The following is a 20207-nucleotide window of genomic DNA, read 5'->3' as shown; positions in this document are numbered from 1 at the left end:
ACATTAACTCGCTAACTCAACAAGGCATTTTCTCCATTTCCATCTGAGGCAAAACAGAATAATGTGCTGACATGGCAACTGCAACTTGCTAACCCGATGGGAAATTTAAGCCGAAGTAAAGAGCAGATGATTTCCATCGAAAACATCAGGAAGCTGACAGCGTTTATCAGAGAGAAGCGTGATGAAGACAGAATGCACGTTTATACCGGCGATAATATCGGCTATTACGGAGAAAACGAAAAATATATACGTGGTCTGCCGGGTAATATCAACTACTGGTCTGGATGTCAGGCTGGTTTATGCGTTGTTGGTATCGACAGTATCGGAAACGTAAAAGGATGCGAGTCTCTCTATGATGATATTTTTATAGAAGGGAATCTTCGTAAAGAAACACTCTCTGAAATCTGGTTTAACGAGAACAACTTTTCCTATAACCGGAAATTTGATCCTGCATTATTGGCAGGAAAATGCAAAAAGTGTGATATGGGAATATTCTGCAAGGCCGGTTGCCGAGGTGCCTGCTATTTTACCAAACAAGATTATTTTGAAAATGCCTACTGTATCTATGAAATGAGTTCAAATCATCAAACCGGAATCGTTTGAGTGAACGACACCATTCTGAACAGTATCTACTGACAACATGTGTTGTTTCTGCTTTTCTTCTGTCAGTTTTTCTGTACCCCTTCATTTACAGCTTTTGATGTCTGATATTGCGGGCGATCTGTTCGACAATGAGCTTAAAGCGTGAGCCTTGTCTCTGGCGAAATCAGTGCCTTTATCCCTCAGGTTGATCGGGTAATCCGACGGTCAGTTGCCTCTCCTATTTCGGGCGAAGGGCTTCAACCGGATTCAGGTTTGCTGCTTTCCAGGCGGGGAAGAGTCCGAATGCCATACCGATGGCGGAGCAGACGATCATGGAGACGGTTATCCAGAGGATGGGAAAAATGGGCGGGAGATTGAATTTAAAGGCTAAAATATTACCGGCCGAGACGCCGACAAGCACGCCGATCAACCCTCCGGCGATGGAGAGAAAGAGTGCCTCAAAGAGGAACTGGCGGAGAATGGTGGTTCGGGGAGCGCCGATCGATTTTCTGATTCCGATCTCCCGGGTTCTCTCGGTGACGCTGACAAGCATGATGTTCATGATGCCTACTCCGGCGGTCAGCAGTGCCATAAAGCTGATAATGAATGCCCCGGTACTGATAGCAATCTTGATATCGCGGAAGGAGTCGATGAGCGATTCGTTGGTTCTGATTTCAAAGTCGTTGATATCCTTTATGGTGAGCCCCCGGGCAAGACGCATGGCGCCGATTGCCCGGTCGATGGTCTGCTGATACTCTTTGCGTGACAGCGCTTCAACCGTTATGCTGAGGCTGCTCTTTTCGTTGATGTGCTGAAGGAAGCGGGTTATGGGGATAAGCACAAAGTTATCCTGACTCTGGCCGAACGCAGCCCCTTTTTTTACGAATACACCGGCAACAGTGTAGACTTCTCCGTTGACCTTGATGAATTTGTTCAGCGGGTTTTCACCGGAAGGGAAGAGGGTTTCGGCAAGCTCGCTGCCGATGACGGCGCTGTTTCTTGCCGTACGGATATCATTTTCCGACAGGTTTCTTCCGGCTGCGATTGCGAAGCCGTTTGATGCAGCAAAGTTTTCATCACCGCCGGTCATGGCAACATCCGGGTTGGTGGTGCGGTTGGCATATTTTGCCAGATTGGCAGGTCTGACAATGATGAAGCCGATATTGCGGACTCTGCCTTCCATATATTTCCGGAAGAGGAGCGCCTGCTTGTAGGTGATCTCTTTGCGGTTGGCATAGAAGTTCCGGCTGTGTCCGCTGCCGAATACCATTGCGGGGTCTTTCTGTATCTGGAAGGTGTTGGCTCCGAGGCTGGTGAGGCCTGATTCAACGCTTTTATCAATGGCATCCAGTGCAGTCATGACGGCAATGATGGAGAAGACGCCTACGGCCACCCCCATGATGGTCAGCCATGAGCGGAGCTTGTTGACAGTCAGGGAGGTGATCGCCTGGATGACCGTTTCACGTAATAGCATCAATTCTCCTATTCATAACGCAGTGAGTCTGCCGGGTCGAGCTTTGAGGCTGTTACAGCCGGAGCGAGGCCCGAAACAATGCCGGTCAGTACCGAAACGGCAAGACTTGCCATGACAAGGTTCAGTGAGAATTCAACGGGAAAGTCAGGCATGATTTTTTCAATAGCAAACGTTAAGGAGAGGGAGGTGACAAGCCCGACAAATCCACCAATGAGACAGATCATCACCGATTCAACAAGAAACTGCAAAAGTATGGTCTGCCGTCTGGCTCCGAGCGCCTTGCGCAGTCCAATCTCCCTGGTGCGCTCCTTGACGCTGACGAAGGTGATGTTCATGATGCCGATTGCGCCGACAAAGAGCGACATGCCGGTGATGAAGATACCGGCAACAGCAATTCCGTTTTTAATAGGATCAAGCTGGCTCTTGAAGGCCTTCTGCTCGTTGATCGAGAAGTCTGCCTCTTTTCCTGCAGGAATTCTCCGGATGCGTCGCATAAGTCCAAGCAGCTCCTCCTTAGCAGGTTCGACCCGGCTCTGCACCTTTATTTTGACCCTGATGGTGGTGAACATATTCTTGCCGTAGATCCGCTCAAAGGCGCCAAGCGGCATGATGATCTGGTTGTCAAAACTGAAGAGCCCGAGAAACTTCCCCTGTTTTCTGAATGTTCCGATAATACGGCACTTGCGGCTCTTGAGCTGGATCGATTTACCGAGTGCTGACTCATTGGGAAAGAGCCCGGTTGCGATGTCATCTCCTACAACACAGACCATTTCACTTCCGGCGGACTCTGCAGGGGTAAAGAACCTGCCTGCTGAAAGCGCTCCGGATGCAGTCTGCAGGTAGTCATGGGTGGTGCCGAGGGAGAAAACCTGCTCAAGGTTCCGGTCACGGTATTTTGCGGTTGCAATATAGGTTGACATCTGCGGCACGGCAATGGAGAGTTCGGAGCGCGGATCATCGGCGATGATCCTGTTGAGCTGGGCGGCATACTCTGTTTTCAGGTCGGGACGGTTGCGGTAGAGCCACCACTGGCCCATGGTGCTCCATGAGGATTTCTGTACATAGATGACATCGTAGCCGAGCATGGCCAGACTTTTTTCAAAACCGCGATCAATGCCGTTGATTGCCGTTCCCATCATGGTTATGGCGACAATGCCGATAATGACACCGAGCGCGGTAAGAAATGAGCGGGTTTTATTTGCCCTGATCTGGAAGAGGGCCATTTTCAGGCTCTCTGCGGTTTCGTACCGGAACTGTTGGTAGTTCAGGTTCATTGCCGCTTGTCGCTCTCAATTTTTCCATCCCTGAGCCGGATGATGCGGCGGGTGTATCGGGCGATATCCTCCTCATGCGTTATGAGGATAATGGTGTTGCCTGCCTCGGAGAGTTCGCCGAAGATCTTCATGATCTCATGGCTGGTTGCGGTATCGAGGTTTCCTGTGGGCTCATCGGCCAGAATAATTGAGGGCTTGTTGATGAGCGCCCTCGCGATGGCGACCCGCTGAATCTGTCCGCCGGAGAGCTCTGCGGGTTTGTGCGTTATCCTGTCGCCGAGGCCTACCCTCTGGAGCGCTTCTCTTGCACGGGCCTCACGCTCTTCAGGAGCGACGCCGGCATAGATCAGCGGCAGCTCGACATTGCGCAGGCAGTTGAGGCGGGGAAGGAGGTTGAAGGTCTGGAAGACGAAGCCAATTTCGCGGTTCCTGATACGGGCGAGTTCATCATCATCCATCTCGGCAACCTGCTGACCGTTGAGCTCATAGACGCCGGAGGTTGGAGTATCCAGGCATCCGATGATATTCATGAGTGTTGATTTTCCGCTGCCGGATGGTCCCATGATTGCCGCGTAGTCATTCCGGCTGAAGTCGAGGTTGATCGAGTCAAGAGCTTTTACAACCTGGTCGCCCATTTCGTAGAACTTGCAGAGCGACTGCATGGAGATGATTGATGGTGTCGGCATTCCTGGCTCTATTGCTGCTGCTTTTTGACAAGGCGGCCATCCGAGAGCTCTGTGGTAATGGCGGTGTAGCTGCCGGAAACCACCTCCTCTCCTTTTTTAAGCCCCCCGGTGACGATGATATGGGTGTTGTCCGTTGTACCGGTTTTGACCGGGCGGAACCAGGCTTTGCCGCCATTGATAACAAAGACACCCTGCCGGCTCTCCGGAGCCCTGGTTTTGGAGATTATGGTGATGTCGCTTTTTTCAGGCTTTACTATTTGTGCAGCGGTACCGCTGCTTCTCATCGTTACGCTCTGGATGGGAACAACGAGCGCATCTTTTACCCGCTGAGCCTCAATATCCGCAGTAGCACTCATACCGGGTTTCAGGAGCCGGTCATGATTGAAGATTCGGATTTTAACCGAGAAATTGGTGACCTCCTCCTGGGTTCCGGCAGCTTTCGAGATGGCTGAATTGGATATTTCATGCACAATACCCCTGAAGATACGATCCCCGTAGGCATCAACCGTTATTGATACGGGATTGCCCGCTTTGACATTCACGATATCGTTTTCATTGACTTCAACCTTGACCTGCATGCTGTCGAGGTTTGCCAGTCGCAGTACCTCCGTTCCGGGAAACTGACCCGTTCCGACCACCCGCTCACCGGGCTTGCTGTTCAGGGCGATAATGGATCCGCTGATCGGAGCCCGGACAATGCTCTTTTTAAGCCGGTCCTGGTTCTGGTCCAGAAGACTTTTGTTCTGTGCTATGGTATAGAGCGACGACTGGTAGGTGGCCCGTGCTGCCTGTGCATTGGTTTTTGATGCAATGAAGTCGGACTCGGAGATCAATCTTTCCCTGTAGAGCAGTGAAGCCTTGCGGAAATCATCTTCAGCCTTGAGTTTCCGTGACTGTGCTTCAAGGTTCTGTGAGCGGGCTGCATTAAGCTGTGCAAGGCTCTGTTCAACCTGGTTGATGTAGATGTCGGGCTGAATTTTAAAGAGCAGATCGCCCTTGTTCACACTTTGACCATCCTTGACGGGCAGTTCAATTATTTCACCCGAGACGTCGGGCGACATGGCAACAACAAGCTCGGGTTCTATTTTCCCGGTTGCCGTAACAAGATGGACTACCTCTTTGATAAAGGCCTTTTCGGTTGTTACCACTACCGGTTTTTCCCTGAGCCGGATCACGGCAAAGAGCACCCCTCCGGCGATTACAAGTGCGGCACACCCTAACAGTATGTTTCTTCTGTTTAAAAGGGATTTCTGTTTACTCATTGTTATGCTCTGCTGAATTCATGTTGGTTATTGCAGTGGTATGCCTGATCGGTAATCAAGCACACTTCTCTGCAGTGCAAGGTTGTAGGTGGCCTGGGAGAGGTTGGAGCGGGCACTGAAACGTGTTGCTCTTGCCGAGCTGAGTTCAATAAAGCCTGCCGCACCGAGTTCATGCTTTCTTTTAACCCCTTCATAAGCTGAATCGGCAGCGGCCATACTCGCCTTTGCGGCTTCAATCTGAACGAACGCCGAGTTGTATTCACTTGCGGCCTGCTGGAGATCAATGATGATATTGTATTTAAGGTCTTCAGTGTCGAGCTCACGGTTCAGATAGTTGATTCTGGATGACTGAACGTTGTAGCTGGTCTGAAAGCCGTCGAAGATCGCCCAGGAGAGGTTGATCCCTATGTTGTAGCCGATTGTCTGCCGAAGTTGATCGGAAACAGACGGAAATGTTGATTCAGAGATTCTTCCGCCGATGTTCTGGCTGAGAGAGGCGGTTCCGGAGCTGCCTGTGGTGATATTTAAATCGAGCTTGGGATACCAGGCGGCTCTGGCGCTGGTGATCTGCCATTTTGCTGCTGATGTCTCAAGCCGGCTGCCTTTCAGGTCCATGCGCTCTTCAAGGGCAAGGTTGATCAGCTTGTTGATATCGGGTTTGCTCTCGGGCGGTTTTTTCAGCTCTTCGGGAAGCGGTTCAAGGATAAAAACGGTTTCGGGATCGATCTGCAGTCTGCGCAGCAGTTCAAGCCTGCTGTGCTGGAGGCGGGTTTGGGCTTTGATGACCGAAAGGTTGCTCTGTGCGGCCTCAGCCTGCTGCTGGTAGCGATCGATCATGGATTTCAGCCCGATCTGAAACTGCCTCTCGGTAAGGGTCAACTGGTCCAGAGTTGACAGATGATTCTCCTTTGCGATTTCAAGCAGCTCACGGTCAAGCAGTACCTGGTAGTATGCCTGGGTTACATCAAAAGCGACCGTCTGTATGGCACGCGAGAGGGAGTACTCGGAAGCGCGTTTTCTCTGCAGTGCAGCCTGCAGTGAAGCATAGTCCCTGAAGCCGTTGAAGAGGTTGAGAGAGGTCGAGAGCGTCATGTTGACGGTTTCACTCTCTGTCCTGATTTTCGATATAGGTTCTCCGGGGAAAATTTGCGAATAGGACTGGTTGAGTGTATAGGGAGTGTAGCTGGCTGAAAGGGAGAGTTTCGGCAGAAAACTCCCGTAACTTCTCAGCACATCAGCACTCTGGAGCTTTACGTTATTTGATGCTTTAAGGGTTGATGTCGCATTTTTCAATGCTATCTCAATGCATATGGGGAGTGACAACTTTTTCGCAACAACTTCAGCGCCCGTTGCGGTTACGGGGAGAGCTGATAAAAGCGCTGCAAAACAGAGATATAACAGGAGTCTGGAAATCAAGTGACTTGGCGATGACCCGATTGTGTGTCTGGAGCAAGGAATCTTCATAATCTGTAAATGGTAGAGTTCTATACCTGTAAAGCCGCGTTAATAGTTCCATGCAGAGGGGTTTGGTCGTGTAACTTCAGAGCCGTTCAAGCAGCGAATCAATCTCCTGCTGATAGTGTTCAGCGTTCTGCGGCTTGAGCAGGATGAGCATGGTATAGATCCGGATCGCCTTTTTGTAGGCTCCCTGGGCAGTGAAAAGGGTTGCAAGTGTCTCTGTCGGAACGGCAATGGCCATATCGTCTGAAAATGGCAGCTTCTGCTCCAGAAGCGGAGTAGGGTCGGCGTTCTCGGTAGTTTTTACCGGTTCGAACTCCATGAGAGCGGCGGTGAGTTTTTCAAGCTCATCGGTAACGGGGTCAAACATCGTTTCCGGAGTGCCTGGATCCTGTGCAGCAATGATAGCCTGAAGCTCCAGAAGCTCCTGCCATGCCACCTGATTTGCCGGCGCAATGGTGCAGCATTTTCTGAGATACTCTCCGGCAAGCGAATAATTTTCGATGCCTCTCTGTGCTTTGGCGTAGAGCAGGCAGAAGAGATAGGAGTCCGGAAAGTGATCGATATATGGCTTGAGCTTTTCAATACCCGATTCGCATCTTCCCCGTGAAATGTCGAGTGAGACCTCTGCAAAAAAAAGGTGGGGATCGCTCATCATGGCATGCTCATTTGCCGGAGCGCTGTCGTAATCGGAAAAGGTCATGAGCGTTGTTCACAGCCTGGGTTGCAGGGGGTGCTCCCGTTCATTGCCAGTTCCAGCAGCCGCGTGGCAAGTTCGGGGAACGGGACTCCGCTGGCCTCCATCAACTTCGGGTACATACTGATATCGGTGAAGCCCGGAATGGTATTGACCTCGTTGAGTATGATGCTTTTGCTCTCTTCATCAACAAAAAAATCGATTCGCGACATGCCCCGGCATCCGAGAGCCTTGTATGCCCTGAGAGCAAGCGCTCTGACTTTTTCCTGGAGCACGGAGGGAATGCGGGCAGGAATGAAGGTTTTTGCGCTGTTGTGAATATACTTGTCCTCATAGTCATAGAAGTCGCTGCCGGGCTCGATCTCTCCGCATACCGATACCTCCGGCTGCGCATTGCCGAGAACAGCCACTTCAATCTCCCTGCCTTTTATGGCCTTTTCGACCAGTATTTTTGTGTCGAGCGTGCACGCGGTTTTCAGGGCGAGAGGGAGCTCCGCCGGATTATGCACCTTTGAAATACCGACAGAGGAGCCGAGGTTTGCCGGTTTGATGAAGAGGGGGTACTCAAACTCTCTGTCGATACGGGCATGAAACGACTCCGGATCGGCAAGGTAATCAATGCTTAAAAGCGTTATTCCGGGCGCGACAGCTATGCCTGCATCGGCTACGCACAGTTTGGTAAGGGCTTTGTCCATCGTCACAGCCGAGGCCAGAACCCCGCATCCGGTATAGGGAATGGCGCAGGTGTCGAGGAATCCCTGGATCCGTCCGTCCTCGCCATAGGAACCATGGAGCACCAGAAAAGCCACATCGATTCCGGTAGCGGTGAAGTTGCGGTCGAAAGGGTGCTGCCCGGACTCCTTTGTCATGCGACGGAGGGTTTTGCCGGCGGCGTCAAGTGAAGAGCTTCTCAGCAGCGTTGCAAGGTCAAAGTTCAGAATATCACGGGCAATGCCATCCAGCAGCCACTCTCCGTCATGCGTGATATAGATCGGGATAACCCGGTAGCGGTCAGCATTGATGTTTGCAGCAATTGATTTTGCTGATATAATCGAGATTTCGTGTTCAGCAGATTTTCCACCAAAAATGATTGCGACGGTTACAGGTGCCATGTGGAGCTATAAGGGTTTAGTGATAACGTGATTGATGTTCTACAGCGATACAGCGGTTTTCAATAACAAACAGACCTGCTTCGCGTGCTTTCCCGGCGGCCTCCATGTTACTGATACCTGACTGCATCCAGATAACCTTTGCTCCGATTGAGATCGCTTCATCAACTATTGGCGGAACATCCTCCGCTTTACGGAAAATATTGACAATCTCAATTTTCTCCCGGATCTCCGGCGGCATGAGCAGGAGAGAGGGGTAGCAGCGTAACCCAAGGACCTCTTTGCTATTGGGATTGACAGGATAGATGGTATATCCCTGCTCCATCATATAGCGTGCAACCTGGTAACTCGGCCGATCGGGTTTCGCAGATATTCCCGCAACAGCAATGTGGCGAAACGAGGTGAGGATGTGCTCTATAACCGCTCTCGGCATGGATCAGACGGAGACATTGGATATTGTGTAACAATGATTACTGAAACAAAATACCTGTCTGGCTTGATACAAACAATCCACAGTTCAAAAATAATAGGAAAATAAGGAGGGCTTCGGTTTCTGTGCGCTCTATGAGGGCGGTGAAGGAGAGAGAACGGCAAAAGGAAACGAACTGAAAAATTGATTCGTTACCTTTGAGTGAACGGGTTGATAAAACAGCGTTGCTTTTTCAGGGAATTCTCATCGGAGGGCTCTTGTCATGTTTTCATTCCGCATTTCGGCGATCACCGGATGGTGCACCTTCTGCTTCCTGCTTCTGCTCAGCGGCTGCAGCAGTGTCTATGTCTCCTCGGACTTTGATCCATCCATAGACCGGTCACGATATGTTACCTATAACTGGTCCGCCGGGGAGGAGGGCAAAACGGACAAGGCCTCCCTGGAGATCTCTCCTTTTGTTTACAATCGTACCCGCCGCTCGGTAGATCGCGAACTGGCAGCCAGGGGGTATCTGCTTCAAAAAAAGGGTCAGGTTGATTTTCTGGTCAAAATTCAGCTGCAGAAAGCTGTCGTCAGCTCGATCTATCTTGAACCGTATTATACCCCTCGCTACTCTTTCAGGGCTTATCGTAACGGTAGTCGCTATTTTGCCGAGCCGTTCTGGCAACCCTATGGTTCAGCTGCCTGGGTTCGCTACCATGAAGAGGGATATCTTGTGATTGATATTATTGACGCACTCTCCGGTGCTCCTGCCTGGCGGGGTTCATCATGGGGTGTAATCAGGGATCATCAGGATGCAGAGATCATGCAGCAGGATATCGACCGGATGGTCTCTCCTATTCTTGAAAAGTTTTCCCCCCTGAAAAAAAAGAGGTGAATGCCTTTTGAGTCCTGGTGGCGCAAGCAGCGCGGTTTGCCAGCAAGGAAATGGTTGCGGCTTCGCTCTCTTTTTTGTTGCCATATCCTTTTCAGCTATCTTGAGCAGTTGAATGTGGCGCTTGCGATGAATACCGTGAACTGTTTTACTGCTTGTGAATCCTCTTTTTTCAAAGGTTTATTGTGTTGACACCGGTTTTCATACTGGCGAAGAGAACATGGCGTTCGACCGGATGATGATGGCGGCATTTCTTGATGGACGGTTTCAGGCGCGTTTCGGATACGGGAGTTGTCTCTGGCGTTTCTATGCATGGAGACCATTTGCCATTACACTGGGCTACAATCAGCGAGAGTCGGATATTGATATGAGAGCCGCTGCGGCGGCGGGTATTGATGTTGTCCGGAGGCCGACCGGCGGCAGAGCGGTTTTTCATGCTGAAGAGTTTACCTACAGTTTCATTACTGATTCATTGGCAGAGAACAGCACCCACTACCGGATGGTCCATGAGGTGATCAAGCTTGCTCTTGAAGCGCTCGGCATCCGGGCGGAGTTCTGCCGTTCCACCCTTTCCGGGCCGGATCAGGTACCCGGCAGCGGGTCGGTCAGCTGTTTTACGGCTTCTGCCCGCTATGAACTGCAGGTAGATGGTCGTAAACTTGTCGGGTCGGCTCAGCGCAGAACAGGGGATATTCTGCTGCAGCATGGCTCGCTTCCTCTTTCTGTCACGCACAGGGAGCTTTGGCGTTATATTGCCTCTCCGGATGGAGATGCTCGCGAGCGTGTCAGCAACGAGATGGAGCAAAAAAGCACCACGCTTGAAGAGATTCTCGGTTACATTCCGCCATATCAGCGCATTGCAGAATTGATGCTGCAATCGGCAGGAGTAGAGCACCGTCTGGAGCCGGTAGTGCTTCAGCCCGACGAATTATCGGATTTTCTTGAAGGTTATGATTATACACAATCCATTAAGCAGCAAGCATCATGAACAGACGCGTTCAGCATAAAGCAGCTCATGTAACGACCAGAAGACTGCTTGATATGAAGCAGGGGAAAGAGAAAATATCAGTTCTGACAGCCTATGACTATACCATGGCCAGAATTCTTGATCGTGCCGGAGTTGATGTTATTCTTGTGGGAGATTCTGCAAGCAATGTTTTTGCCGGGCACAGTACGACCCTGCCGATTACCATCGAGGAGATGATCTATCATGCCAAAGCGGTGGTCAAGGGGGTTCAGGATGAGAGCAACAGGGCAATGGTGGTGGTGGATATGCCGTTCATGAGCTACCAGATTTCAGGAGATGAGGCCCTGCGCAATGCCGGAAAGATTATGAAGGAGCATGAGTGCGATGCGCTGAAGCTTGAGGGAGGCATGATCATTGCCGATACGGTGAAACGAATCACTGATGTCGGTATTCCTGTCATGGGTCATCTCGGGCTCATGCCGCAGTCGATCTACAAATACGGAAGCTACAAGGTGAGGGCAGAGGAGGAGAGGGAGGCTGACCAGCTTCTTGAAGATGCACGCGCACTTGAGGAGTCGGGTGCCTTTGCGGTTGTGCTTGAAAAAATCCCATCGGCGCTGGCCGCTGAAGTTACCCGCTCACTGACCATTCCGACTATCGGAATCGGTGCCGGTGTAGAGTGTGATGGCCAGGTTCTTGTCATCAATGATATTCTTGGTCTCAACAGGGAGTTTCATCCCCGATTCGTCCGGCAGTATGCCGACTTGAATACGGTGATTGAAGATGCGGTCAAGTCCTATGTTCATGATGTCAGAGAGCGATCTTTTCCTTCAGCGGATGAAAGCTATTGAACGGGAGTGCCCGGCAACTCTTTTCTGTTTAAAAGCTTGATGAAAGATTGTACTTTTCATATCAACACCCATTCCAAGGCGTTTTGCCGGTTTTGGGTAATTTTTTCCCGGATGCTGGATATTTCTCTTTATGGCTGATGCTGGCAAGAAAAAGCTTCTAAAACGTTATCCTCCTTTTCTGAAAAACAGCTCAAAGGACCGGTTACAACTGTTTCCGTTTGTTTCGCGTTCGTTTGTTCCATCGGTTTTTACCGTCATGAACATGGTCAGCGGCTATATCTCGATTGTCATGTCAGGTGAGGGGAGTTTTGTCGCCGCCTGCTGGTTTATCATTCTGGCCGCTTTTTTTGATACGATCGACGGTCTGGTTGCAAGAGTTACCAAAGGGACTTCCGATTTCGGTTTTGAGCTTGATTCGCTTTCAGATCTTGTCTCTTTCGGTGCAGCTCCGGCCTATCTGGTCTACAAATTCGGTCTTGAGGGATTGCCGGGCATGACCGGGATTTTTGTCAGCTCCCTGCTTATGATCGGCAGCGGACTTCGACTTGCCCGTTTCAACATCAGCATGATTGATTACAAGAAGGAGTCCTTTTCCGGTCTTCCGACTCCTGCCCAGGCTTTGACCATAACCGGATTTGTGCTCTGGATGAGTGGTGATCCGCTCTTTCCCCTCAATATGATGAAGAGTGTTCTGGCATGGCTCTCCACCGCTCTTGCCCTGCTCATGGTCAGCAAGGTCAACTATGATGCACTGCCCAAGCCGACGGCGGAATCCTTCCGCCGTAAACCTGTACAGATGTCGCTCTACATTGTGGCAATGTTTTGTGTTCTTGTCTTTCACTCGAAAGCTTTTTTTCTTGCCATGTTGTTGTATATTCTGCTCGGTATTGTACGGTCAATCACACTGCTCTATCGTCAGTGGCAGACCTGATTTTTTTTCATCAACCATCCGCGTGATAATGCCCTATACTGCAAAAATAAAGGTGACCCTGCGCCAGTCCATACTTGATGTTCAGGGCAAGGCTGTCGAGCATGCTTTGAAAAATCTCGGGTACCAGAGTGTTGAGTCGGCAAGGATCGGCAAATATATCGAGGTAACTATCAATGAAGAGGATCCGGTTCAGGCTGAACGTATCGGCAACGAGATCTGTCAGAAACTTTTATCGAATCCGGTAATGGAGAATTACTCTCTGGAGCTGGAAAAAGTAAATTAATTACCACTCTCAACCATGGCTGATGTAACTGTAGGGGTCGTCGTATTTCCGGGTTCAAACTGTGATCATGATACCGAGCATGCTGTTGCCTCCTTTGACGGCGTGCGGCCGCTCATGCTCTGGCATAATGAACATGATCTGCAGGGGGTGAAGGCGATTATTCTGCCCGGCGGCTTTTCCTATGGCGACTATCTCCGTGCCGGATCAATTGCCCGTTTCTCTCCCATCATGCAGGAGGTTATAGAGTTTGCCCGCAAGGGGTTCCCTGTGCTCGGCATCTGCAACGGATTTCAGGTGCTGCTTGAGAGCAAGCTTCTCGAAGGTGCGCTGTCGCGCAACCGCGACAAGAAGTTTCTCTGTACACAGACCACCATCAAGGCGGTGAACTGCTCGACCATCTTTACTTCGCTCTACAGCGAGGGTCAGGTTCTGAGAATTCCTATTGCGCATGGAGAGGGAAACTATTTTGCGCCGGCCGAGGTCATTGAAAGCCTTGAAGAGCATGAGCAGATTGTGTTCAGATACTGCGATGCCGAAGGCAATGTGAGTGACGGGAGCAATCCGAACGGTTCGGTGAAAAATATTGCCGGTATCATCAACCGTCAGGGCAATGTGCTCGGTCTGATGCCGCATCCCGAGAGAGCCAGTGAGAAGCTGCTCGGTTCGGATGACGGACGCTCACTCCTTGCATCACTCTTTCGCCATATTGCCGGAGTCTGAAGGGTTCACTCCATTCACTCACAAGTTAAACCGGAACCTGTCGTGACGCAGAAATACAAGGTGTTCTCCTGGCTGCTTTTTGATTTTGCCAATACCTCTTTCAGCGTGATGATGGTGACCTTTGCTTTTCCCCTCTACTTCAAGAATGTCATCTGCGCCGGGGAGCCTTCCGGCGATGCGCTCTGGGGCTTCAGCGTCAGCCTCTCCATGCTGCTTGTTGCGCTCATTTCGCCTGTGCTCGGTGCTGCGGCGGACTATTCGGGAAAACGAAAACGCTTTCTTTTCGTTTTCACCCTCACCTCGGTTGTTGCAACAGCCCTTCTTTTTTTTTCCGGACCGGGTACGGCGTTCAGTGCTGCGGCACTCTTTATTCTTGCCAACATGGGATTTGAGGGCGGTCTGGTTTTTTATGACGCCTACCTCAAGGAGCTTGCCTCCGACAAGAGTCTCGGCAGGGTATCCGGCTATGGATTTGCGATGGGCTATCTTGGCGCCCTCTCCATCCTGCTGCTTATGAAACCGCTTCTCAGCGGGGGTATTGTGCTCTCCAATGCATCGAATATCCGGCAGAGCTTTCTCTGGGTGGCACTCTTTTTTGCCCTGTTTGCCACACCGCTCTTTCTCTCGCTCCGCGACGGGAAGAGGGAGGTGCGTTCCCCGCTCTCATTTGCGGCGATCGGCCGTTCCGTCAAAGAGGTGCAGTATACGGTTCGCCATATCATGAACTATCCCGATCTTGCCCGCTTCCTTCTGGCCTACTTTTTCTATAATGACGCTATTTTAACCGTCATCGCATTTTCGTCGATCTATGCCCAGAATACCTTCGGCTTTACAACCGGCGAGCTGATTGTCTTCTTCATGCTCGTCCAGACAACGGCGATTGCCGGTTCGGTTGTTTTCGGTTTTGTTACCGACAGGATCGGGCCGAAACGTACCATTGTTATCACCCTTTTTATCTGGTTTGCGGTTGTCTTGCTGGCCATTCTCTCCGACAGCAAGGAGCTCTTTTTTTATACCGGCATGCTTGCCGGTCTCTCGATGGGCTCCTCCCAGGCGGCATCCCGATCCATGATGGCCCGGCTTACACCAGCGGAACATGTTACCGAGTTTTTCGGTTTTTATGATGGCACCTTCGGCAAGGCTTCGGCCATAGCCGGTCCGCTTGTCTTCGGTCTTGTCTCTGCACAGGCGGGGAGTCAGCGGGTGGCTCTTGGTTCACTGCTGCTCTTTTTTGTAACAGGCCTCCTGCTTATGACAAGGGTGGGATCAGCCGGAAGCAGGCAGGCTTTTGAAGCGTGAAGGGGTTCACAGAGGTAAATGTTGATCAAGATGAAAACAGGAGAGGAGAGATTGAAACTGCAGGATGGTAGCCATTCCGGAAGTGCCGGTTATCTGCGGGCGTTTGTTCCGTTTTTCTGGAAGAATCTCATTCATGACCGGATCTTTCTCGGTGCCGGTTCTCTGGCTTTTCAGACGCTGCTTTCCATTGTGCCCTTTCTTGCCGTCGTGCTCTCCATATTGAGCGTATTTGCCGTTTTTACCCCCCTCAAACACAATATCGAGGAGTTTCTTGTCCAGAATTTCATGCCCGGAGCAGGGGGTATTCTCAATCACTATCTGAACGATTTTATCGGCAAGACTGCGACGGTTCCGCTTCTGGGCGGACTGTTTCTTTTTATCATTGCACTCTCGCTTATTTCCACAATCGATCATACGCTCAATGAGATCTGGGAGGTGCACTCTCCGCGAAAGATGTTCCAGGGGTTTACCCTCTACTGGACGGTACTGACGCTTGGTCCTGTGCTTATCGGCAGCTCTCTTGCGGCCGGTTCCTACGTCTGGTATACGGTATTCACCGAAGGACCGATGCTTGAGGTGAAAACCAGGCTGCTCTCCTATCTGCCCTTCATCAACTCGGTCGTTGCATTTTTTCTTCTCTACATGCTTGTACCGAACTGCCGGGTGAGGTTTCTGCATGCCATATCCGGCGCATTTGCTGCTGCCGTACTTTTTGAACTGTCAAAAAAATGGTTCAGCTTCTATATCGCAAATGTTGCAACCTTCGAGCATATTTACGGGGCGTTATCGGTTATACCGATGCTCTTTTTCTGGATCTATCTCGGCTGGGTTGTCGTGCTTACCGGTGCGGAGTTTGTTTTCTGTCTCGGTGCCCTGAAACCTGCCGGAAGTGCGTCAGAACCCTTTAATCCCCTGCGGGGTATTCCGGAAATTCTCTCGGTTCTCGCTCTTGTCTATGCTGCGCAGAAGAGCGGAAGCTATATGAACATGAAGAAGATTCTGAAAAACATGCATCCGGCAATGCCCTCTTTCCTGAAAGAGATTGTTGATATGCTTCTGCAGCACGACGTTATCCATGTCACAGCCGGAGGCGATCTGGCAATCAGTCGCGATCTGCATACCCTGAAATTATATGATCTCTATGAAATAATTCCTCCGGGGTTTGGTGTTATGGAAAACGGTCTGATGGATTTCGAAGGTAATAGCTTACATTTAGGAACGATAAAGAGTGCTGTATCGGAGAGCCTGAGATGCAGTATGGATATTCCTCTTATCACCTTGTTAGAGGATAATAATCAACAGCAATAATGAGTTACCAGGTTATAGCCCGTAAGTACAGACCGAGCAAGTTTGCAGATATTACGGCGCAGGAACATATTACCCGCACCATCCAGAACTCGCTTCGCATGGGACGGCTCGGTCATGGTTATATCTTTTCAGGATTGCGCGGTGTCGGTAAAACCACTGCGGCAAGAGTTTTTGCCAAGGCGGTCAACTGCCAGAGAATGATGGAGGATCAGGTCTATCTTCAGCAGGTGACCGAGCCCTGCGGAGAGTGCGAAAGCTGTCGTGATTTTGATTCGGGTACAAGCCTCAATATTTCGGAGTTTGATGCCGCATCCAACAACAGTGTTGACGATATCCGCGCTCTGAGGGAGAATGTCCGCTACGGCCCACAGAAAGGGAAGTACAGGGTCTATATCATCGATGAGGTGCATATGCTCTCCATTGCGGCATTTAATGCATTTCTGAAGACGCTTGAAGAGCCCCCGCCTCACGCCATATTCATCTTTGCCACAACAGAGCTGCACAAGATTCCGGCGACCATTGCCTCCCGCTGTCAGCGCTTTAATTTCAAGAGGATACCGCTGCCCGATATCCAGAAGCAGCTCCAGACGATATGCGATTCTGAAAAGATAACGGTTGAAGGCGATGCGCTTCAGCTCATAGGGCGCAAGGCCCAGGGGTCGATGCGGGATGCGCAGAGCATTCTTGACCAGGTTATCGCCTTTACTGCCGAAAATGATCATGAGGGGAGTATCAGTTACCAGAGTGTGGCAGAGCTTCTGAACTACATTGACGACGAGCACATGTTTGGTGTGACCGATGCGGTTCTGGAGCGTAACCATGCTGCTATGCTTGAGGTTGCGCAGTTTGTTATCCGCAACGGTTATGATGAACAGGATTTTCTTGAAAAGCTGATTGAGCATCTGCGCAACATTCTCGTTGTACTCAATTTGTCCTCCACCCGTCTTGTTGAGCGACCTGATGCCGTTCGCGAGCGCTATCAGCGGGATGCAACCAAATTCTCGCCTTTTTCGCTCATGCAGATGGTTGAGTTTCTCCTGCAGACCCAGAAAGAGCTGAAGTTTCAGTTTGAATACCAGTTCCGTTTTGAGCTGGCCCTGCTCAAGCTTATTGATATTGATCAGATAGTGCCGGGTGCAGGTGTTGCGAGTGTGCAGCCGCCGCAACTTGTGCAGCCTCAAAAAAAAAAGCTTCTGACAAGCCTCTGACTCCCGTTCCGCCAACCGCTCCATCGGCTTCAACCCCTTCAGTTGCACCAAAACGACAGGGCGCGGCTGATCTTGATCTCGGCTCCTGGCAGAAAAAACTTTCAGGATTTGCCACTGTTCCCGATCTGCGGGAGCGCCGGATGCATAAGGAGCTCCAGAGCTCGACAGAGGGGCAGTCCGGAGCACCTGAACAGCTTGCCAGTCTTGAAGCGTTGAGGGTAGAGTGGCGTCAGTTTCTTGACCATCTTGCGCGGAAAACGCATAACTTCATGGCAACCCATCTCCAGTCATGTGAGCTTGCCTCCTGCACTCCCGGAGGAGTTCTTGAGATGGTTTGCTGCCGGAAGTTCTCCTATGAAGAGCTGCTCCAGGATCGTGAGCTTCTGCAGCGAGAGCTGTCGGAGTTTTATGCGATGCCGCTCCAGCTCCGTCTTCGCTATGACGCCGAGAAGGATGCCTGTACACGGGAGAAGTCGGTTTTTACCCTCTTCCAGGAGCTTTCACAGACCAATGAAGTTCTCCGCTTTCTCATCAGGGAGTTCGGAGGTGAACTGGTATACTGAGAGTGCTTTACAAGTTTTATAAATCATGAAAAATTCCCCATATTCACTCTTTTAATTTTCTCAATGCCAAAGGACGATAGCATCACTATGAGTATAGCTGCAGGCCGAACAACGCATGCTCTTCAGAACCGTTTCCGCTCCGAATATTGCGGCCTGTTGGGCCCTGAGCTTGAGCACAGCACCGTCAGACTTGGCGGATGGGTTCACAGAAAACGCGATCACGGCGGGCTTATCTTTATTGATCTGCGCGATCATACCGGAATCAGCCAGCTTGTTATCCAGCCTGAGCAGCACGATCTCTTTGAAGCTGCCGGTCAGCTCCATTCAGAGTCGGTTATCTGTATTGAGGGTGAGGTGGTTCTCCGGAGTCCCTCCACGATCAATCCAAAGCTTGCATCTGGTGAGATCGAAGTGGTTGTCAGCAGGCTTACCGTTGAGAGTAATGCCCAGCCCCTGCCCTTTCCTGTAGCCGATGAGGTGCAGACCTCGGAAGAGCTGCGCCTTAAATACCGTTTTATCGATCTTCGCCGTGAGAAGATCCACGAGAATATTATTTTCCGCAGCCGCCTTACCGCTGCGATCCGCCGTTATCTTGAGGAGAGGGAGTTTATCGAGATACAGACTCCGATTCTTACCTCAAGTTCGCCGGAAGGTGCAAGGGACTTTCTGGTTCCGAGCCGCCTCCACCCGGGAAAATTCTATGCACTGCCGCAGGCTCCCCAGCAGTTCAAGCAGCTTCTGATGGTTTCGGGTTTTCCCCGCTATTTTCAGATAGCACCCTGCTTCAGGGACGAGGATGCCCGTGCCGACCGCAGTCCCGGCGAGTTCTATCAGCTTGATATGGAGATGGCCTTTATTGAACAGGATGACCTCTTTGCCATTCTCGAGGGGATGGTTCAGCATCTGACCAGCACCATGTCGGAGAAACGCATTACACAGTTTCCTTTTCCCCGTATCAGCTACAAGGATGTCATGAACCGATTCGGAACGGACAAGCCGGATTTGAGAATTCCGATTGAAATCAGTGATGTCACCTCACTCTTTGTGAACTCCTCCTTCAAGGTCTTTGCAAGCAACACCGTGCCTGGCACCTGCGTCAAGGCGCTGCTGCTCAAGGGGCGCGGCCATGAGTCGAGGCTCTTTTACGACAAGGCCGAGAAGCGGGCCCGCGAGCTCGGTTCAGGCGGTCTTGCCTATATCCAGTTCCGCGAAGAGGGGCCGAAAGGTCCGGTTGTGAAGTTCCTCAGTGAAGAGGATCTTGCAACCCTGAAATCGCATCTCGGTGTTGAAACCGGCGATGTGCTCTTTTTCGGAGCAGGAAAATGGGAGCAGACCTGCCGGATCATGGGCGGCATGAGAACATACTTCGGCGATCTCTTTACGCTCGACAAGGATGAGCTCTCCTTCTGCTGGATTGTGGACTTTCCGATGTTCGAGTATAATGAGGAGGCCAAAAAGATCGACTTCTCCCATAACCCCTTCTCCATGCCTCAGGGCGAGATGGAGGCGCTTGAGACGAAGTCTCCGCTTGATATCCTTGCCTACCAGTACGATATCGTCTGCAACGGTATCGAGCTCTCAAGCGGCGCTATCCGCAACCACCGGCCTGATATCATGTACAAGGCTTTTGAGATTGCCGGATACCCGAAAGAGGAGGTTGATCTCCGTTTTGGCCACATGATCGAAGCCTTCAAGCTCGGCGCTCCTCCCCACGGAGGCATCGCTCCCGGTCTTGACCGCCTGGTGATGATTCTGCGCGACGAGCAGAACATCCGCGAGGTTATCGCCTTCCCGATGAACCAGTCGGCGCAGGATCTCATGATGTCCTCACCCTCCGAAGTCACCCCCCAGCAATTGAAAGAGTTGCACCTGCGGGTTGAGCTGCCGAAAAAAGAAGAGACGAAACGGTAACCCTACCGTTTCGTCTCTTGTAGGGGCAGACCTGCGTGTCTGCCCTTATTGCGTCGTCAATGCCATTGTCGTTATTGTCTGTTACAATTGATTCCATGTAATCATGATCCGGTAATTTCCGACGAATATACGGTATAGGGCGAACACACAGGTTCGCCCCTACAGGAAAAAAAACGCATCATCGCATAATCCATGAAATGCGATCCAACCCTTAATCATCACCGCCGTTCCATCCGGTTATCTGGGTACGATTATTCCCAATCGGGGGCCTATTTCATAACCATTTGTACCCACAATCGTTTTTCGCTGTTCGGTCAAAT

Annotated in this window: 20 protein-coding genes; 12 read left to right on the top strand and 8 right to left on the bottom strand. The window is 51.0% G+C overall.

All coding sequences use genetic code 11. The features are described from left to right. Positions 1–63: 63 nt before the first annotated feature. The gene (locus BOO20_RS02600) at positions 64–603 is read left to right on the top strand and encodes an SPASM domain-containing protein (RefSeq protein ID WP_233120858.1); all 540 of its coding nucleotides are present in this window, start codon (positions 64–66) and stop codon (positions 601–603) included. Positions 604–820: 217 nt separating this feature from the next. On the opposite strand, the gene BOO20_RS02595 is transcribed toward BOO20_RS02600, so the two are convergent. The 8 genes from BOO20_RS02595 to BOO20_RS02560 form a co-directional block, all read right to left on the bottom strand. Next, on the bottom strand, positions 821–2056 hold the full coding sequence (locus BOO20_RS02595; protein ID WP_076790293.1) for an ABC transporter permease: 1236 nt from the start codon (positions 2054–2056) through the stop codon (positions 821–823). Between the two features lie 8 nt (positions 2057–2064). Further along, positions 2065–3330, bottom strand: coding sequence for an ABC transporter permease (locus BOO20_RS02590; protein WP_076790289.1), 1266 nt, complete (start codon positions 3328–3330; stop codon positions 2065–2067). Continuing rightward, complete coding sequence (locus BOO20_RS02585) at positions 3327–4016, bottom strand: ABC transporter ATP-binding protein (RefSeq protein WP_076790286.1); 690 nt, start codon at positions 4014–4016, stop codon at positions 3327–3329. The genes BOO20_RS02590 and BOO20_RS02585 overlap by 4 nt, the downstream gene beginning before the upstream one ends. Before the next feature lie 8 nt (positions 4017–4024). Continuing rightward, positions 4025–5278, bottom strand: coding sequence for an efflux RND transporter periplasmic adaptor subunit (locus BOO20_RS02580; RefSeq protein WP_076790282.1), 1254 nt, complete (start codon positions 5276–5278; stop codon positions 4025–4027). 27 nt (positions 5279–5305) lie between these two features. Beyond that, positions 5306–6742, bottom strand: coding sequence for a TolC family protein (locus tag BOO20_RS02575; RefSeq protein ID WP_076790279.1), 1437 nt, complete (start codon positions 6740–6742; stop codon positions 5306–5308). Between the two features lie 76 nt (positions 6743–6818). Next, positions 6819–7439, bottom strand: a complete 621-nt coding sequence (locus BOO20_RS02570; RefSeq protein WP_083694499.1) for a hypothetical protein — start codon at positions 7437–7439, stop codon at positions 6819–6821. After that, positions 7436–8545, bottom strand: a complete 1110-nt coding sequence (locus BOO20_RS02565) for a D-alanine--D-alanine ligase family protein (protein ID WP_076790276.1) — start codon at positions 8543–8545, stop codon at positions 7436–7438. Before BOO20_RS02565 ends, BOO20_RS02570 begins: the two co-directional genes overlap by 4 nt. 16 nt (positions 8546–8561) lie before the next feature. Next, the gene (locus tag BOO20_RS02560; RefSeq protein WP_076790273.1) at positions 8562–8975 is read right to left on the bottom strand and encodes a CoA-binding protein; all 414 of its coding nucleotides are present in this window, start codon (positions 8973–8975) and stop codon (positions 8562–8564) included. A 259-nt stretch (positions 8976–9234) separates the two neighbouring features. On the opposite strand from BOO20_RS02560, the gene BOO20_RS02555 reads away from it, so the two are divergent. The 11 genes from BOO20_RS02555 (at position 9235) to aspS (ending at position 19887) form a co-directional block, all read left to right on the top strand. Next, on the top strand, positions 9235–9849 hold the full coding sequence (locus BOO20_RS02555; protein ID WP_076790271.1) for a DUF4136 domain-containing protein: 615 nt from the start codon (positions 9235–9237) through the stop codon (positions 9847–9849). Positions 9850–10003: 154 nt separating this feature from the next. Continuing rightward, complete coding sequence (locus tag BOO20_RS02550) at positions 10004–10834, top strand: lipoate--protein ligase family protein (protein ID WP_076790269.1); 831 nt, start codon at positions 10004–10006, stop codon at positions 10832–10834. After that, positions 10831–11664, top strand: coding sequence for a 3-methyl-2-oxobutanoate hydroxymethyltransferase (gene panB, locus BOO20_RS02545; protein ID WP_006366701.1), 834 nt, complete (start codon positions 10831–10833; stop codon positions 11662–11664). Before BOO20_RS02550 ends, panB begins: the two co-directional genes overlap by 4 nt. Before the next feature lie 130 nt (positions 11665–11794). After that, entirely contained in the window at positions 11795–12595 is an 801-nt protein-coding gene (pssA, locus tag BOO20_RS02540) for a CDP-diacylglycerol--serine O-phosphatidyltransferase (protein WP_076790266.1), read from the top strand. A gap of 28 nt (positions 12596–12623) precedes the next feature. Continuing rightward, positions 12624–12878, top strand: a complete 255-nt coding sequence (gene purS / locus BOO20_RS02535; RefSeq protein ID WP_076790264.1) for a phosphoribosylformylglycinamidine synthase subunit PurS — start codon at positions 12624–12626, stop codon at positions 12876–12878. Positions 12879–12893: 15 nt separating this feature from the next. After that, entirely contained in the window at positions 12894–13598 is a 705-nt protein-coding gene (gene purQ / locus BOO20_RS02530; protein ID WP_076790261.1) for a phosphoribosylformylglycinamidine synthase subunit PurQ, read from the top strand. A gap of 42 nt (positions 13599–13640) precedes the next feature. Beyond that, the gene (locus BOO20_RS02525) at positions 13641–14897 is read left to right on the top strand and encodes an MFS transporter (protein WP_076790259.1); all 1257 of its coding nucleotides are present in this window, start codon (positions 13641–13643) and stop codon (positions 14895–14897) included. Positions 14898–14927: 30 nt separating this feature from the next. Beyond that, positions 14928–16205, top strand: coding sequence for a YihY family inner membrane protein (locus BOO20_RS02520; RefSeq protein ID WP_233120856.1), 1278 nt, complete (start codon positions 14928–14930; stop codon positions 16203–16205). Then, the gene (gene dnaX / locus BOO20_RS02515) at positions 16205–17413 is read left to right on the top strand and encodes a DNA polymerase III subunit gamma/tau (RefSeq protein ID WP_083694497.1); all 1209 of its coding nucleotides are present in this window, start codon (positions 16205–16207) and stop codon (positions 17411–17413) included. The genes BOO20_RS02520 and dnaX overlap by 1 nt, the downstream gene beginning before the upstream one ends. 140 nt (positions 17414–17553) lie before the next feature. Further along, on the top strand, positions 17554–17976 hold the full coding sequence (locus BOO20_RS13030) for a DNA polymerase III subunit gamma/tau (protein ID WP_083694496.1): 423 nt from the start codon (positions 17554–17556) through the stop codon (positions 17974–17976). Positions 17977–18063: 87 nt separating this feature from the next. Further along, on the top strand, positions 18064–19887 hold the full coding sequence (gene aspS, locus BOO20_RS02510; protein ID WP_076790254.1) for an aspartate--tRNA ligase: 1824 nt from the start codon (positions 18064–18066) through the stop codon (positions 19885–19887). Positions 19888–20207: the final 320 nt, after the last annotated feature.

The organism is Chlorobium sp. KB01 (genome assembly GCF_001975465.1).
Lineage (GTDB): Bacteria > Bacteroidota > Chlorobiia > Chlorobiales > Chlorobiaceae > Chlorobium.
The sequence above is the reverse complement of the archived record's forward strand: the minus strand, read 5'-3'. Positions and strand labels throughout refer to the sequence as shown.

Excerpts from the sequence above, each read along its gene's own strand:
- BOO20_RS02595 (WP_076790293.1), bottom strand. The coding sequence starts at position 2,056 with ATGCTATTACGTGAAACGGTCATCCAGGCGATCACCTCCCTGACTGTC.
- BOO20_RS02590 (WP_076790289.1), bottom strand. The coding sequence starts at position 3,330 with ATGAACCTGAACTACCAACAGTTCCGGTACGAAACCGCAGAGAGCCTG.
- BOO20_RS02585 (WP_076790286.1), bottom strand. The coding sequence starts at position 4,016 with ATGCCGACACCATCAATCATCTCCATGCAGTCGCTCTGCAAGTTCTAC.
- BOO20_RS02580 (WP_076790282.1), bottom strand. The coding sequence starts at position 5,278 with ATGAGTAAACAGAAATCCCTTTTAAACAGAAGAAACATACTGTTAGGG.
- BOO20_RS02575 (WP_076790279.1), bottom strand. The coding sequence starts at position 6,742 with ATGAAGATTCCTTGCTCCAGACACACAATCGGGTCATCGCCAAGTCAC.
- BOO20_RS02570 (WP_083694499.1), bottom strand. The coding sequence starts at position 7,439 with ATGACCTTTTCCGATTACGACAGCGCTCCGGCAAATGAGCATGCCATG.
- BOO20_RS02565 (WP_076790276.1), bottom strand. The coding sequence starts at position 8,545 with ATGGCACCTGTAACCGTCGCAATCATTTTTGGTGGAAAATCTGCTGAA.
- BOO20_RS02560 (WP_076790273.1), bottom strand. The coding sequence starts at position 8,975 with ATGCCGAGAGCGGTTATAGAGCACATCCTCACCTCGTTTCGCCACATT.
- BOO20_RS02555 (WP_076790271.1), top strand. The coding sequence starts at position 9,235 with ATGTTTTCATTCCGCATTTCGGCGATCACCGGATGGTGCACCTTCTGC.
- panB (WP_006366701.1), top strand. The coding sequence starts at position 10,831 with ATGAACAGACGCGTTCAGCATAAAGCAGCTCATGTAACGACCAGAAGA.
- pssA (WP_076790266.1), top strand. The coding sequence starts at position 11,795 with ATGGCTGATGCTGGCAAGAAAAAGCTTCTAAAACGTTATCCTCCTTTT.
- purS (WP_076790264.1), top strand. The coding sequence starts at position 12,624 with ATGCCCTATACTGCAAAAATAAAGGTGACCCTGCGCCAGTCCATACTT.
- purQ (WP_076790261.1), top strand. The coding sequence starts at position 12,894 with ATGGCTGATGTAACTGTAGGGGTCGTCGTATTTCCGGGTTCAAACTGT.
- BOO20_RS02520 (WP_233120856.1), top strand. The coding sequence starts at position 14,928 with ATGAAAACAGGAGAGGAGAGATTGAAACTGCAGGATGGTAGCCATTCC.
- dnaX (WP_083694497.1), top strand. The coding sequence starts at position 16,205 with ATGAGTTACCAGGTTATAGCCCGTAAGTACAGACCGAGCAAGTTTGCA.
- BOO20_RS13030 (WP_083694496.1), top strand. The coding sequence starts at position 17,554 with ATGCATAAGGAGCTCCAGAGCTCGACAGAGGGGCAGTCCGGAGCACCT.
- aspS (WP_076790254.1), top strand. The coding sequence starts at position 18,064 with ATGAGTATAGCTGCAGGCCGAACAACGCATGCTCTTCAGAACCGTTTC.